The organism is Bacillus sp. 3a (genome assembly GCF_017161885.1).
GTDB lineage: Bacteria > Bacillota > Bacilli > Bacillales > Bacillaceae > Bacillus > Bacillus safensis.
Genome location: NZ_CP067376.1, coordinates 828,615 through 842,221, shown reverse-complemented (window position 1 = coordinate 842,221; position 13,607 = coordinate 828,615). Strand labels below are relative to the sequence as shown.

The 13,607-nt window shown below is 42.5% G+C and carries 14 protein-coding genes; 1 reads left to right on the top strand and 13 read right to left on the bottom strand.

What is annotated here, in order from left to right; all coding sequences use genetic code 11:
* Positions 1 to 267: 267 nt before the first annotated feature.
* The 8 genes from JJ692_RS04085 to JJ692_RS04050 form a co-directional block, all read right to left on the bottom strand.
* Complete coding sequence (locus JJ692_RS04085) at positions 268 to 870, bottom strand: thymidine kinase (RefSeq protein ID WP_024423745.1); 603 nt, start codon at positions 868 to 870, stop codon at positions 268 to 270.
* Positions 871 to 957: 87 nt separating this feature from the next.
* Positions 958 to 1,158, bottom strand: coding sequence for a 50S ribosomal protein L31 (gene rpmE / locus JJ692_RS04080; RefSeq protein ID WP_003215407.1), 201 nt, complete (start codon positions 1,156 to 1,158; stop codon positions 958 to 960).
* A gap of 132 nt (positions 1,159 to 1,290) precedes the next feature.
* Complete coding sequence (gene rho, locus JJ692_RS04075; RefSeq protein ID WP_008354975.1) at positions 1,291 to 2,574, bottom strand: transcription termination factor Rho; 1,284 nt, start codon at positions 2,572 to 2,574, stop codon at positions 1,291 to 1,293.
* Positions 2,575 to 2,939: 365 nt separating this feature from the next.
* A complete protein-coding gene (gene glpX, locus JJ692_RS04070; protein ID WP_012011567.1) occupies positions 2,940 to 3,905 on the bottom strand; it encodes a class II fructose-bisphosphatase in 966 nt (321 codons plus the stop codon).
* A gap of 32 nt (positions 3,906 to 3,937) precedes the next feature.
* Entirely contained in the window at positions 3,938 to 5,227 is a 1,290-nt protein-coding gene (locus JJ692_RS04065; protein WP_024423746.1) for a UDP-N-acetylglucosamine 1-carboxyvinyltransferase, read from the bottom strand.
* Between the two features lie 247 nt (positions 5,228 to 5,474).
* Positions 5,475 to 6,113 (bottom strand): fructose-6-phosphate aldolase, encoded by a 639-nt coding sequence (gene fsa, locus JJ692_RS04060; RefSeq protein ID WP_024426351.1) that lies wholly within the window; start codon positions 6,111 to 6,113, stop codon positions 5,475 to 5,477.
* A 111-nt stretch (positions 6,114 to 6,224) separates the two neighbouring features.
* Positions 6,225 to 7,082, bottom strand: a complete 858-nt coding sequence (locus JJ692_RS04055; protein ID WP_024423748.1) for a class II fructose-bisphosphate aldolase — start codon at positions 7,080 to 7,082, stop codon at positions 6,225 to 6,227.
* A 178-nt stretch (positions 7,083 to 7,260) separates the two neighbouring features.
* The gene (locus JJ692_RS04050; RefSeq protein ID WP_003214681.1) at positions 7,261 to 7,635 is read right to left on the bottom strand and encodes a response regulator; all 375 of its coding nucleotides are present in this window, start codon (positions 7,633 to 7,635) and stop codon (positions 7,261 to 7,263) included.
* A 180-nt stretch (positions 7,636 to 7,815) separates the two neighbouring features.
* Here JJ692_RS04050 and JJ692_RS04045 point away from each other — a divergent pair, with 180 nt between their 5' ends.
* The gene (locus tag JJ692_RS04045) at positions 7,816 to 8,346 is read left to right on the top strand and encodes a DUF2529 domain-containing protein (RefSeq protein ID WP_024423749.1); all 531 of its coding nucleotides are present in this window, start codon (positions 7,816 to 7,818) and stop codon (positions 8,344 to 8,346) included.
* A 40-nt stretch (positions 8,347 to 8,386) separates the two neighbouring features.
* Here the strand turns inward: JJ692_RS04045 and pyrG are convergent, their stop codons facing one another.
* The 5 genes from pyrG to JJ692_RS04020 all read right to left on the bottom strand — a co-directional run bounded on the left by pyrG (position 8,387) and on the right by JJ692_RS04020 (position 13,598).
* The gene (gene pyrG, locus JJ692_RS04040) at positions 8,387 to 9,994 is read right to left on the bottom strand and encodes a glutamine hydrolyzing CTP synthase (protein WP_024423750.1); all 1,608 of its coding nucleotides are present in this window, start codon (positions 9,992 to 9,994) and stop codon (positions 8,387 to 8,389) included.
* Between the two features lie 239 nt (positions 9,995 to 10,233).
* The gene (gene rpoE, locus JJ692_RS04035) at positions 10,234 to 10,773 is read right to left on the bottom strand and encodes a DNA-directed RNA polymerase subunit delta (RefSeq protein WP_044330927.1); all 540 of its coding nucleotides are present in this window, start codon (positions 10,771 to 10,773) and stop codon (positions 10,234 to 10,236) included.
* A 216-nt stretch (positions 10,774 to 10,989) separates the two neighbouring features.
* A complete protein-coding gene (locus JJ692_RS04030; RefSeq protein WP_197172998.1) occupies positions 10,990 to 11,187 on the bottom strand; it encodes a hypothetical protein in 198 nt (65 codons plus the stop codon).
* A 139-nt stretch (positions 11,188 to 11,326) separates the two neighbouring features.
* Positions 11,327 to 12,469 (bottom strand): acyl-CoA dehydrogenase, encoded by a 1,143-nt coding sequence (locus JJ692_RS04025; RefSeq protein WP_151039757.1) that lies wholly within the window; start codon positions 12,467 to 12,469, stop codon positions 11,327 to 11,329.
* 16 nt (positions 12,470 to 12,485) lie between these two features.
* The gene (locus JJ692_RS04020; RefSeq protein ID WP_024423754.1) at positions 12,486 to 13,598 is read right to left on the bottom strand and encodes an acyl-CoA dehydrogenase family protein; all 1,113 of its coding nucleotides are present in this window, start codon (positions 13,596 to 13,598) and stop codon (positions 12,486 to 12,488) included.
* Between the last annotated feature and the right edge of the window lie 9 nt (positions 13,599 to 13,607).

Sequence of the window (13,607 nt, the reverse complement as noted above, 5' to 3'; positions counted from 1 at the left end):
TCTTTCTAAAATATAAATAAAGTGAACTATTAATCCAAAGAACGATTAAGGAGAAAAATCCTTAATCAAAAAAATTATGACAAGAAATCGAACTTTTCGTTTAAATGCTTTACACTACAGTTAGTCATTTTATGCCTGCTTATGACAAAACGCAAGCGTTGAAAATTAGATAATTTAATCGTAGTGTTATTTAATTTATTTAAGTACAAATGATGGGTGTTCAGCCAAAATCTCGAAAAACGAAACACAGCGGCATTTGCTATTTTTTTATTTGTCAAGTGTTGTACCAACATCAAGTCTTGGTACTTCATGGTGATGTCTGCATCGTGCTTCGTATGATTCCTGCGCACCTACTAAAATAATAGGATCATCATAGGATGCGGGTTTACCGTCGATCAAGCGTTGTGTTCTACTCGCTGGGGAGCCGCATACCGAACAAACTGCTTGAAGTTTTGTTACAAGCTCTGCACATGCCATTAAATGCGGAACAACACCAAATGGCTCTCCTCTGAAGTCTTGATCCAGGCCTGCAACAATGACTCGATAGCCTTGGTCAGCCAATTGAGTGACAATGTCAATGATTGTCTCATCAAAAAATTGCACCTCATCAATGCCAATGACATCGGTTCTTTCTGATATGTGCGTTATTATGTCTTTTGGTGAGGCTACTGCAATCCCATCTAATGATGAACCGTTATGTGACACAACTGAGCTTGTACTATATCGGTTATCAATCGCTGGTTTGAATATTTTTACTTCTTGTTTGGCAAAGGTGGCCCTTTTGGCTCTCCGAATCAATTCTTCCGACTTTCCAGAAAACATACTGCCGCAGATGACTTCAAGCCAACCGCTTTGTTTCATCACATACATAAGGTCTTCTCCCCCGTTTTAAAGTTCCATCAATCCACGTAAAAAAACAGGCAAGAACGGATTCCTGCCTGTTTATTGTATCTATTATTACTTAAGACCGTATTTTTTGTTAAAGCGGTCAACACGTCCATCAGCAGAAGCGAATTTTTGACGGCCTGTATAGAAAGGATGGCACTCAGAGCAAATCTCGATGCGTACCTCTTCTTTTACTGATCCAGTTTCAAACTCATTTCCACAAGCGCATTTGACTGTAGCTTTTTTGTAGTTAGGATGAATTCCTGTTTTCATCTACTGTCATCTCCTTCCGCCCTGAATCCAATTCGGAAACAGAGTTAATATCTCAGAAATAAATTCTGAAACGCACATGATAAAATTATAACAGTGTGAGTCTATGATTGCAAATGTATTTTTTCAGAGAAGCTATCTTCTTGATGCAGACATATTGGCTTGTTTCCATTCTTGCGTTAAAATATCGAAAAATTCTTGGTTTGTCTTTGTTTTTCTCATTTTGCGCATGAACTTCTCAGCGAAGTCAGGTGTATCTGACATCGATTTTCTCATCGCCCATAAACGATCAAGATGCTCTTTTGGCACAAGCAGTTCTTCTTTTCTCGTACCAGAACGGCGAATGTCGATCGCAGGGAAAATTCTTCTTTCGGCCAAAGAACGGTCCAAATGAAGCTCCATGTTCCCAGTTCCTTTAAACTCTTCATAAATTACGTCATCCATACGTGATCCTGTATCAACAAGTGCAGTGGCTAAAATCGTCAAGCTTCCGCCTTCTTCAATGTTACGCGCAGCACCAAAGAAGCGTTTTGGGCGATGGAAAGCCGCAGGATCAATACCGCCTGAAAGCGTTCGGCCGCTTGGCGGAATCACAAGGTTGTATGCACGAGCAAGCCTTGTGATGCTGTCCATTAAGATGATGACATCTTTCTTATGTTCAACAAGACGCATCGCACGCTCTAAGACAAGCTCTGCTACTTTAATGTGGTTTTCCGGTACTTCGTCAAAGGTTGAACTAACAACATCCCCTGCAACAGAACGTTCGATATCTGTTACTTCTTCTGGGCGTTCGTCAATCAAAAGGACAATCAGCTCTGCCTCTGGGTGATTTTCAGAAATGCTGTTGGCAATTTCTTTAAGCAAAATGGTTTTCCCAGCCTTAGGCGGTGCAACGATTAAACCACGCTGTCCAAATCCAACTGGCGCCATCATGTCCATAATTCTAGTAGACAGGTGATTAGGCTGTGTTTCAAGAATCATTTGACGGTCAGGAAATAGCGGTGTGAGTGCAGGAAAGTGAACACGTTCCTTTGCTGATTCTGGGTCGTCCCCATTTACCGCTTCTACATGAAGGAGGCCATAGTAGCGTTCATTCTCTTTTGGAGGTCGTACCTTTCCAGACACTTTATCTCCATTTCGTAAATCAAAGCGTCTGATTTGTGAAGCTGAAATATAAATGTCTTCAGAACTTGGGGAGTAGTTAATCGGTCTTAAGAAACCAAATCCCTCAGACTGAATAATTTCAAGAACCCCTTCCATAAATAAGAGATCCTCTTGCTCAGCGTTCGCCTTTAAGATGGCAAAAATTAATTCTTTTTTTGTTAGTTTGCTGTAATAAGAGATTTTGTATCGTTTTGCTAACTCATACAGCTCTTTTAATTTCATATTTTCCAAAGATGAAATCGATACATCTTTCAATATGGACACCACACTTTTCTAGTCAATGTATTTCTTTACAAATGCATGACCATTGTATTTGATTAGCTTTTAATTCCGTTGTTGTTGGAATGACCTCGCTCTGATGGTAACGCTCCCACTCGTTTTATCGTGAAAGATAGGAACAATGTGAAATAGAGCTTTGTCAACATAGAGAAGGATAATGAGTATATCGTCATGATGCGGCAGTATTTAAACTTGTTGAAGCTTAAAAGAAGTAAATTCGCAGAAAATTTCGCAGCACTCTTTAGTTTTACCTCATTTGCAGAGAATATTCAACTTTTAAAAGAAAATGATATACATTTGACACCTATATGAAAAGCGGGTAATGAATACCCGCTTTCAGATTACGGACGAATGACAAGATTCGGTTTTTTCTTTAAGCTGTGTCTGCCATCTACGAAACGAACCGTACCTGATTTCGCACGCATGACAACACTATGTGTTGTTCCAACAGAGCCTTTGAATTGAACACCTTTAAGTAATTCTCCGTCCGTTACACCTGTCGCTGCAAAAATGGCGTCATCTCCTTTTACGAGATCTTCCATTCTGAGGACTTTCCCAACATCCAGCCCCATTTTCTCACAGCGTCTCAGTTCTTCCTCACTTTGAGGAAGAAGCTTACCATGAATTTCACCACCAAGTGCCTTTAACGCAACAGCAGAAAGGACACCCTCAGGCGCTCCGCCTGAACCAAATAGAATATCAACACCTGTGTGATCAAATGCTGTATTAATGGCTCCTGCAACGTCACCATCGTCGATCAGTTTAATTCTTGCTCCTGCTTCTCTCAGTTCAGCAATAATTTTCTCATGTCGATCTCTGTTTAAAATCGTTGCAACCACATCTTCAATATCTTTGTTTTTTGCTTTTGCAACAGCGCGAAGATTATCAATGACAGGCGCTTCAATGTCGATGCAGCCTACCGCTTCTGGACCTACTGCGATCTTATCCATGTACATATCAGGTGCATTCAGCAGGTTGCCATGATCTGCAACTGCAATGACAGCTAAGGCATTCCAGCCGCCGCTTGCCACAATGTTTGTTCCTTCTAATGGATCAACAGCGACATCCACGCGAGGTCCATATCCGTTCCCAAGCTTTTCCCCAATATAAAGCATTGGTGCTTCGTCCATTTCTCCTTCGCCAATGACCACTGTTCCCTTCATCGGAATGGTGTCAAATACATCACGCATTGCACTTGTTGCAGCATCATCCGCTTCGTCTTTTAATCCTCTTCCCATCCAACGGGCAGATTTTAATGCAGCTGCTTCTGTCACCCGTACTAGTTCCATCGATAAACTTCTTTCCATTTTTGTCCAAATCTCCTCTCACAGTCAAAGCCTTATGAATTTTGAAGTTCTTCTATTTCTTGGTCATTCAGCTTTTCACGCCAGATGGTTGCACCCAAGCCTTCAAGCTTCTTCTCAAGCAAACTATATCCTCTGTCTATATGTTCAAGCCCTGTGATTTCGGTCACACCGTCTGCCATTAACCCTGCGACAACAAGACAAGCGCCTGCACGCAGATCACTTGCTTTGACCTTTGCTCCTTGGAGCTGTGTTTGTCCGGTAATAATAGCAGATCTTCCTTCAACCTTCATGTTTGCACCCATTCGACGCAATTCGTCAATGTGCTTAAAGCGGGCTGAGTAGATCGTATCTGTGACCACACTCGTGCCTTTTGCTTTTGTTAACAGCGCCGTCATCGGCTGCTGAAGGTCAGTCGGAAAGCCCGGATACACAAGGGTTTTGATATCGACAGGCTTGAGTCCTTCGTTTCTGCCAACGATCAGCATCTGATCGTTGCTCGTTTCAATGGTGAACCCCATTTCTCTAAGTTTCGCCGTAATTGATTCTAAATGAGTTGGGATCACATTATCAAGTACAACTTCATCTCCCATCGCTGCACCAGCTATTAAAAATGTTCCTGCTTCGATGCGGTCAGGGATGATTGAATGCTTACAGCCATGAAGAGATTCTACACCTTCGATTCGAATGACATCGGTACCCGCACCTTTGATTTTGGCTCCCATGCTTGCAAGCAGTGTCGCTACATCAATAATTTCGGGTTCCTTTGCAGCATTTTCAATCACCGTTTTTCCTTCAGCCAGTACGGCTGCCAGCATGATGTTGATCGTCGCACCTACACTGACAACATCAAGATAAATCCGAGCTCCGACTAATTTTTCAGCGCGCAAATAAATCGCACCCTGCTCGTTTGTCACCTCGGCTCCAAGTGCTTCAAAACCTTTGATATGCTGATCAATCGGCCGAGGTCCTAAGTGGCATCCTCCTGGCAGTCCGATGACAGCCTGCTTGAATCTGCCCAGCATGGCCCCCATTAAATAATAGGATGCACGCAGTTTTTTCACTTTTCCATTAGGAAGCGGCATACTGATCATGGAAACAGGATTCACAACCATTTCACCTTTTTCAAAAGTGACCTTTCCGCCAATTTCTTCTAACAGATCACGTAATGTGTCGATATCTGATATATGCGGAAGGCCTTCAATGGTTACTGGAGAATCAGCAAGAATCGTGGCAGGAATCAGTGCCACAGCACTATTTTTCGCACCACTAATATGTACGGTCCCGCGCAAGGGATCACCGCCGGCAATGTTTAACTTTTCCATATTTGTCTCCCTTCTTAAAGAAGATCACTGTTGGAGTTATACTGTTTGTGGATGTCGCGCTTTAAAAGGTCTTGTCCAAAATTTAGCCAATATCAAGAGAAAGAATACAGGTTAAACGAAATTTGTCGGAAGAAAAATAATCGAAGCTTTGCGAGGCTGTGATGTTCTCTTCTTTGCACAAAACATTTCTTAGCGTTTATAAGGAAAACTGCGGCAAACGAGAGACGATCCCGCCTGCCACAATCATTTATTTATTCCAGTCTGCTAAAAATTGCTCAATGCCTGCATCCGTTAATGGGTGTTTCGTCAGCTGCTTGATGACTTTCAGCGGCATTGTGCCGATATGAGCACCTCTAAGCGCAGCCTCTGTCACATGCTGCGGATGACGAATAGATGCAGCAATGATTTGTGTATCTAATCCATGAACATCAAAAATAGTTTTCACTTCGCTGATGAGATCAAGACCATTTTGGCCAATGTCATCTAAGCGGCCAAGGAATGGAGAAACATACGTCGCACCAGCTCTAGCTGCAAGAAGTGCCTGGTTTGCACTAAAAATCAATGTGACGTTTGTTTTAATTCCAAGGTCTGTTAATGCTTTGACAGCTTTAAGGCCATCTGTAGTCATTGGAATTTTGACCGTGATATTCGGTGCGATGGCAGCTAGCTCTTTTCCTTCTTCAATCATTTCCTCTGCTTTTAAGGAAATCACTTCTGCACTGACAGAACCTGATACCACATCAGTGATTTCGCGAAGGCGGTCGTGGAATGAGACGTCCTTTTCTTTCGCTACTAAACTAGGGTTTGTTGTGACGCCTGCTAAAATGCCAAGCTCGTGCGCCTCTTTGATATCTTCAATATTCGCTGTATCTACGAAAAATAACATAACTGTGCCACTCTCCTATCAATAAATTGTCTGAAATGTAAATTTGATTGCGCTTTCTCAAGATATGGAGAAAACCGCCTGTGACTCAGGCGGCTTTCGGTTCTCATCAAATTATGCTTGGTTAGAAGAACCAAATTCGCGCATTTTGCCGATAACAGTCGCTTTAATTGCGTCACGAGCTGGTCCAAGATATTTACGTGGATCATACTCTTCTGTTTTTGCAGCAAGTGTTTCGCGTACTGCTTTCGCAGAAGCAATTTGGTTTTCAGTGTTTACATTGATTTTTGCTGTACCAAGTGAAATTGCACGCTTGATGTCAGCAGTTGGGATACCTGTTCCGCCGTGAAGAACAAGTGGAAGACCAGTTGTTTTACCGATTTCTTCCATTTCAGCGAAACCAAGGTTTGGTTCACCTTTGTATGGACCATGTACTGAACCTAATGCAGGTGCAAGGCAGTCAATACCAGTGCGTTCTACGAGCTCTTGGCACTCTTTTGGATCAGCATAAATAACGCCCTCAGCGATGACGTCATCTTCTTGCCCACCAACAGTTCCAAGTTCAGCTTCTACAGACACACCATGGAAATGTGCAAGTTCAACGACTTTCGCAGTTGTTTCCACATTCTCATCGAATGGATGGTGAGAAGCATCGATCATGACAGAAGTAAATCCTGCATGAATCGCTTTTGCACAAGATTCAAAGCTTGAACCGTGATCTAAATGAATCGCAACAGGAACTGTTACATTATATTCTTCGATTAACGCTTTAACCATTGCGACAACTGTTTTGAAGCCGCCCATGTAGCGTCCTGCTCCTTCAGATACTCCTAAGATAACAGGAGATTTCTCTTCCTCAGCAGCTTGTAAAATCGCTTGCGTGAATTCTAAGTTATTTAAGTTAAACTGTCCAACAGCGTAACCTTTTTCCTTTGCGTCTTTCAACATTTCTGTCATTGAAACTAAAGGCATGATGAAAAATCCTCCCTATGTAGCTAATTTGCTTGCTAAAAAAAGCTCTCCACCCTAGCATGACCAGAATTTCTCGCCATATGTAAACTTTCAAAGTCAGATCGCTTTCTTCTTCTTTTCTAGAATACCAATTATTCGACAAATCGGCAACAGAATGACTCGATTCAATCATTTCCATCTAGCCATTTGTTTCAAGCGGCAGGTATTCTTTAACAGCATCTCGGATTTCATCAATATCAAAAGGCTTAGCGAAGTGCGTCAATGCACCGAGTTCTTTGGATTCTTGGATCATATCTAATTCTCCATAGGCTGTCATAATGATGACACGAATGTCTTCATCAATTAATTTCATTCGTTTTAAAATTTCGATACCATCCATTCCGGGAATTTTCATATCAAGCAGGACAAGGTTCGGTCTATGGTTTTTCACAATATCTAATGCCTGAAGTCCATTGGCAGCTTGAAAGGTTTGATAGCCTTCTTTATGAAACACTTCATTCAATAATATTCTAATACCGTACTGATCATCGACAATTAAAATTTTCTCATTCATCTGTTACACCCCATTACTTTCATTTTTCGCCATAAAAAGAGCTGTTGTTAAATAATTCTGTTTGATTTTCACATTTCCTTTAATTATAATAGTTTACTTTACGACATTTTCTGAGCATTTTTCCTAATATTCTCTTTATATTCTATTATAAAATGATCTGACCGAAGGAGGAAATGAGTCTTGTTAAAAATTTTTACGACCCAGTTATCAGGTATTTTTTCACGTATTGGAGAAAAACAGGCTGAAGCGATTGAGGACGGTGCACGCCTTCTTGCACAGGCTGTGGTCAGTGGACATGCCGTTTATTTTCACGGAAAGAATGAACTGGCTGCTGTCGCCCTAGAGGCATCTGAAAGCAAGGAGCCATTTCCCGGTGCGAAGGTACTGCCGCTCGATCAAAAGGAGCGCAGCTTACTTCATCCAAGTGACAGGGTGCTGCTATTTTATTCAGACCCAGAAGATCCAGAAATTCAATCTCTTGTCAAAGAACTGCACGAACAAGGTACGCCCGTTGTTGGTGTAGGACCGGCACAAAAGGAGCCGTCCACGATTGAAGAGCATTGTGATGTCCACATTGATTTCCAGCTCAAGAAACCGCTTGTGCCCGCTGAAGATGGGACAAGGTTTGGTTATCCTGCTTTAATGACCTGCTTATACGTCTACCACGCTCTATCGTTTACTGTGAAGGAAATCGTCGAGGAATATGAATAAAAAAACTGCCGAGAAGTGATATTCTCGGCAGTTTTTTGTTTTATTTTGATTCAGATGCTTGAAGTGAAGCACCAACGAAATCTCTAAATAACGGCTGTGGTCTTGTCGGTCTTGAAACAAATTCTGGGTGGAACTGAGAAGCAAGGAACCAAGGGTGATCCTTCAGCTCAATAATTTCAACAAGACGTCCGTCTGGACTTGTACCTGAGAAGACAAAGCCTGCTGCTTCCATTTGCTGTCTGTATTCGTTATTAAACTCGTAGCGATGACGGTGGCGTTCGTAGACCACTTCGTCATTGTATGCAGCAAATGCTTTTGAGTCTTCATTTAATTTACAAGGGTATAGACCGAGACGAAGTGTTCCGCCTAGATCATCTACATCCTTCTGTTCTGGAAGAAGGTCAATGATTGGGAATGCTGTTTCAGGATCAATTTCCGCTGAATGAGCTCCCTCAAGGCCTAGTACGTTTCTTGCGTATTCGATAGATGCCACTTGCATTCCTAAGCAGATTCCGAAGAATGGCACTTTGTTTTCACGGGCATATTGTGTAGCAATGATTTTCCCTTCTACTCCGCGGTCTCCGAAGCCTCCAGGAACAATAATACCGTCAACATCTTGTACGAAATCAGCGATATTCTCTGCTGTCACTTCTTCTGCATTGATCCATTTAATTTGAACATCTGCATCAAACGCATAACCAGCATGACGAAGTGATTCAACGACTGAAATATAAGCATCTTGCAGCTCAACATACTTCCCTACAAGACCAATTGTGACTTGTTTCGAAAGGTTTTGCACTTTATCAACAAGCGCTGTCCACTCCGTCATGTCCGCATCTTGGCAGTCAAGTTTCATATGTTCACATACTAGCTTGTCCAGCCCTTGTTTTTGTAAATCAAGCGGAATGGAGTATAGCGTGTCTGCATCCTGACATTCGATAACAGCTTTTGTATCAATATCACAAAATAGCGCAATTTTGTCCTTCATATCTTGCGTCATTGGCATTTCCGTTCTGACCACGATGACGTTTGGCTGAATACCAAGACTGCGAAGCTCTTTTACACTATGCTGTGTTGGTTTTGTTTTCAATTCACCCGCTGCACGGATGTAAGGAACAAGGGTACAATGAATGTACATCACGTTTTCACGGCCGATGTCACTCTTCATTTGCCGAATGGCTTCAAGGAATGGAAGGGATTCGATATCTCCTACTGTTCCGCCGATTTCTGTAATGACCACATCTGCACCCGTTTCTTTTCCGGCACGGTACACGCGGTCTTTGATTTCATTTGTAATGTGGGGAATGACCTGTACTGTTCCACCTAAGTAATCACCGCGGCGCTCTTTCTTCAGAACAGTAGAATAGATTTTACCAGTTGTGACGTTGCTGTACTTGTTTAAGTTAATATCAATGAAACGCTCGTAGTGACCTAAGTCAAGGTCTGTTTCCGCACCATCATCTGTGACAAAAACCTCACCGTGCTGGTATGGACTCATTGTCCCTGGGTCTACGTTGATGTATGGATCGAATTTTTGAATGGTAACATCCATCCCTCTATTTTTCAGAAGGCGGCCTAACGATGCAGCCGTGATTCCTTTTCCAAGTGAGGAAACAACTCCTCCTGTTACAAAAATATACTTTGTCATTTCGTATGCTCCTCTCTTTTTTACCCTTGCATGTCTACACATGCACAGCTTCATCCTTTTTAGAGTGTATCCCTAAATCTCTTGAAAAATAAGAAAGCTCCCTTTCAAATAAATGAAAGGGAGCGTAAATGAACGTATCTTTACGTACTCTTTTTTAGAGAGCCCAAAATACATACTACATAGTTCGCTCAGGAAAGTCAAGACGGTTTTGTCCTGTTTTGAGGACCGGTTTGAGAGGGTTATTTCTCTTCCTCATCATCGTCTAAATCGTCTTCATCAATCTCCGTTAAGCCGTCATCATCTTCATCATCATCTTCGTCGAAGTCTTCAAGATCTTCTTCAATTTCTTCATCATCGTCTAGGTCGAGATCATCGTCGTCTTCAACAAGATCAAGGTCTTCTTCAAGCTCGTCGATTTCTTCTTCCTCTTCGATCTCATCGAAGTCGTCTTCAACGACAGCTGCTTTTGATTTTTTCTTTTTCGCTTTTGTTTTCACAGCTGGCTGAACTTCTTCTTCGATTTGATCAACTGGATACCAGCTGCGAAGTCCCCATCTCTGATCACCTAACGAAATAAAGCGGCCATCTATATTTAAGTCTGTATAAAATTGAGCAAGTCGATCATCAAGATCGGATTTTTGTATTCCTTGCAAACGGACAATTTCATCTATTAACTCGGAAAACGTAATTGGTGTTTTGCTGTCTCTGAAAATTTCATAAGCAAGTTCAACTAAAGACATTTGTTTGAGCTGTTCCTGTGAGTATTCTTTCAAACTCAAGGTCAGACACTCCCTTTCTATTACATGTATGTATCCATTTATCAGTGAAATAATAAGTATTTATACCTTATTCTTACGACAAACCATACCTCTCATTATAAACAAATTAGGGGAGTTTATGCCACCTTTATTGATGTTAATTTTTGATTTTTCTCACGGGGAGCACCTAGAGTGTGTACGGCATGCTTTTTGTCGTTCAGTTTTTTCTCGTCTGTTTTAAAATGGGATGTTCTGAATGAGTGAGACAACGATAGGAATCGTGAATAACATTCCAGCAGACATGAGTACGATTAGTTTTCTGCGGCTGTTTTCTTTTTCTTCCTGCTTTTTTGGAGATTTCGAAAGCTCCGCGGACACCATGATCCAGATCACCATCGTGACGATTGCCAAAATGCCCATAATTGTTGAGTTCATAACCTCCATATTGATATTTTCCCTAATTTTAACATAACACGATGATGATATGGATGAACATTGACAATGCGCTTACATTTGAAAACTGATGACGAACGAAAACAGACCACCTCACGTTCAGGCGGTCTTTGCTTGTTTTCTACATATCTAGCAGTTTCCTTGAGATGACCAGACGCTGGATTTCCTGTGTTCCTTCATAAATTTGAGTGATTTTCGCATCACGCATGTATCGTTCGACTGGATAATCCTTTGTGTAGCCGTACCCGCCGAAGATTTGAACCGCTTCTGTCGTCACCTTCATCGCTGTATCACCGGCAAAGAGCTTGGACATGGCTGATTCCTTTCCATACGGGAGGCCTTTCGTTTCAAGCCATGCCGCCTGATAAGTAAGCAGCCTTGATGCTTCAATCGCTGTTGCCATATCAGCCAGCTTAAAGGCGATCCCTTGCTGCTGAATGATTGGTTTGCCAAATTGTTTACGCTCCTTGGCATAATCAATCGCCGCATCAAGAGCGCCTTGAGCAATCCCAACCGCCTGTGCAGCAATGCCGTTTCTGCCGCCATCGAGTGTCATCATGGCTATTTTGAACCCTTCTCCTTCTTGACCGAGCCGGTTCCTTTCATGAATTCGGCAATCTTCAAATCGAATTTCAGTTGTTGGCGAAGAACGTATGCCCAGTTTACTTTCCTTTTTGCCAACGGAAAAACCAGGTGTCTCTTTTTCTACAATAAAAGCAGTTGTATTTCGAGACGAAGCTTCTTGGTCTGTTACGGCAAACACAATATAATAATCTGCAATGCCCCCATTTGTAATAAAAATTTTCGCCCCGTTCAAGACATATTCACTGCCTGCTTTTACGGCCATTGTCTTCATTCCGCCAGCATCTGAACCAGAACCGCTCTCAGTAAGCGCGTATGCTCCTATCTTCTGTCCTTCTGCAAGCGGCTTTAAGTAGTTCTCTTTTTGTTCCTTTGTTCCGAAAGTATAGATTGGCCATGAAGCAAGAGATGTATGAGCGGACAGAGTGACACCTGTAGAGGCACACACTCTTGAAAGCTCCTCAACTGCTATGACGTAGGCTAAATAGTCACTGCCAATTCCGCCCACGTCTTCCGGCCAAGGGATACCCGTCAAACCGAGCTCCGCCATTTTGCGAAAAATAGATGGATCATATGTCTCTGTTTCGTCTCGCTTTGCTGCTGTTGGCTCAACTTCATTTTTCGCAAAGTCTCTCACCATTTTTTGAATCATTTCATGTTCATCACTTAATTGGAACTGCATCGTGAGCCACCTCGTTTCATATTAGCTGTTTACAGATGACCAGCCTTTGAATTTCACTTGTTCCTTCATAGATTTCACAAATTTTCGCATCACGAAAGTAACGTTCTGCTTGATAGCGATTCGTATAACCATCCATGCCTAGCAAATGGATCGCTTCTGTACTGATCTCTACCGCCGTTTTTGACGCAAATAGCTTTGCCATTGATGCTTCCTTTGTGACCGGTCGATTTGCCTCTTTGAAAGAAGCCGCTTGATAGACGAGCAGTTTGGCCGCCTCAAGCTTCGCCGCCAAATCGCCCAGCCGAATGGTCGTTTCAAGACCTGCTGGATGCTTCTTTAAATAGACCACTGCCTCGGTTAAAGCGGCTTCTGCAATGCCAAGGCTTTGAGCCGCAATTCCGATTCTCCCTGCATTTAGGCTGGACATGGCAATTTGAAAGCCCTCTCCTTCTGCACCGAGCAGCTGATCTTTTGGAATCCGCACGCCATCAAAATGAAGCGTGACTGTTTTTGAACCGTGCAGTCCCATCTTTTTCTCATCTTTTCCAATCGTAAATCCCGGCGTATCTTTCTCGACAATGAACGCCGATATATTTTTTCTCGCAGAAGCCGGATCAGTCACCGCAAAGACAAGATATATCTCTGCTTCTCCGCCGCTTGTGATAAAGATTTTCGTCCCATTTAATACATAATCGTCGCCCACACGCTCTGCTCTTAACTGAATACTGGAGGCATCTGATCCAGCCTTTGGTTCAGTCAAACAAAAGGCGCCCAGCTTCTTCCCGGATGCAAGCGGCGGCACATAAGTTTCTTTTTGTTCCTTCGTTCCAAAAGTCAAAATAGGCATCGTCACAACAGATGTATGAACGGACACAATGACACCGATGGTCGCACTCACTTTCGATAATTCATGGATTGCGATGATATACGTTGTAAAATCTGCTCCTAAGCCTTGATACGAAGCTGGTATTGGAATCCCAAGATAGCCTTGCCGTCCCATTTCACTTAAAAGGTTTTTTGGAAACCGGCCTTGTTCCATGGCTTCTACTTCAGGGAATATACGCTGGCGTGCAAATTCTGCTGTCTGTTCTCTCCAGAGACGCTGTTTATCCGTAAGCAAAACATCCATCTTGACTCC

Excerpts from the sequence above, each read along its gene's own strand:
- JJ692_RS04085 (WP_024423745.1), bottom strand. The coding sequence starts at position 870 with ATGTATGTGATGAAACAAAGCGGTTGGCTTGAAGTCATCTGCGGCAGT.
- rpmE (WP_003215407.1), bottom strand. The coding sequence starts at position 1,158 with ATGAAAACAGGAATTCATCCTAACTACAAAAAAGCTACAGTCAAATGC.
- glpX (WP_012011567.1), bottom strand. The coding sequence starts at position 3,905 with ATGGAAAGAAGTTTATCGATGGAACTAGTACGGGTGACAGAAGCAGCT.
- JJ692_RS04065 (WP_024423746.1), bottom strand. The coding sequence starts at position 5,227 with ATGGAAAAGTTAAACATTGCCGGCGGTGATCCCTTGCGCGGGACCGTA.
- fsa (WP_024426351.1), bottom strand. The coding sequence starts at position 6,113 with ATGTTATTTTTCGTAGATACAGCGAATATTGAAGATATCAAAGAGGCG.
- JJ692_RS04055 (WP_024423748.1), bottom strand. The coding sequence starts at position 7,082 with ATGCCTTTAGTTTCAATGACAGAAATGTTGAAAGACGCAAAGGAAAAA.
- JJ692_RS04050 (WP_003214681.1), bottom strand. The coding sequence starts at position 7,635 with ATGAATGAGAAAATTTTAATTGTCGATGATCAGTACGGTATTAGAATA.
- pyrG (WP_024423750.1), bottom strand. The coding sequence starts at position 9,994 with ATGACAAAGTATATTTTTGTAACAGGAGGAGTTGTTTCCTCACTTGGA.
- JJ692_RS04030 (WP_197172998.1), bottom strand. The coding sequence starts at position 11,187 with ATGAACTCAACAATTATGGGCATTTTGGCAATCGTCACGATGGTGATC.
- JJ692_RS04025 (WP_151039757.1), bottom strand. The coding sequence starts at position 12,469 with ATGCAGTTCCAATTAAGTGATGAACATGAAATGATTCAAAAAATGGTG.
- JJ692_RS04020 (WP_024423754.1), bottom strand. The coding sequence starts at position 13,598 with ATGGATGTTTTGCTTACGGATAAACAGCGTCTCTGGAGAGAACAGACA.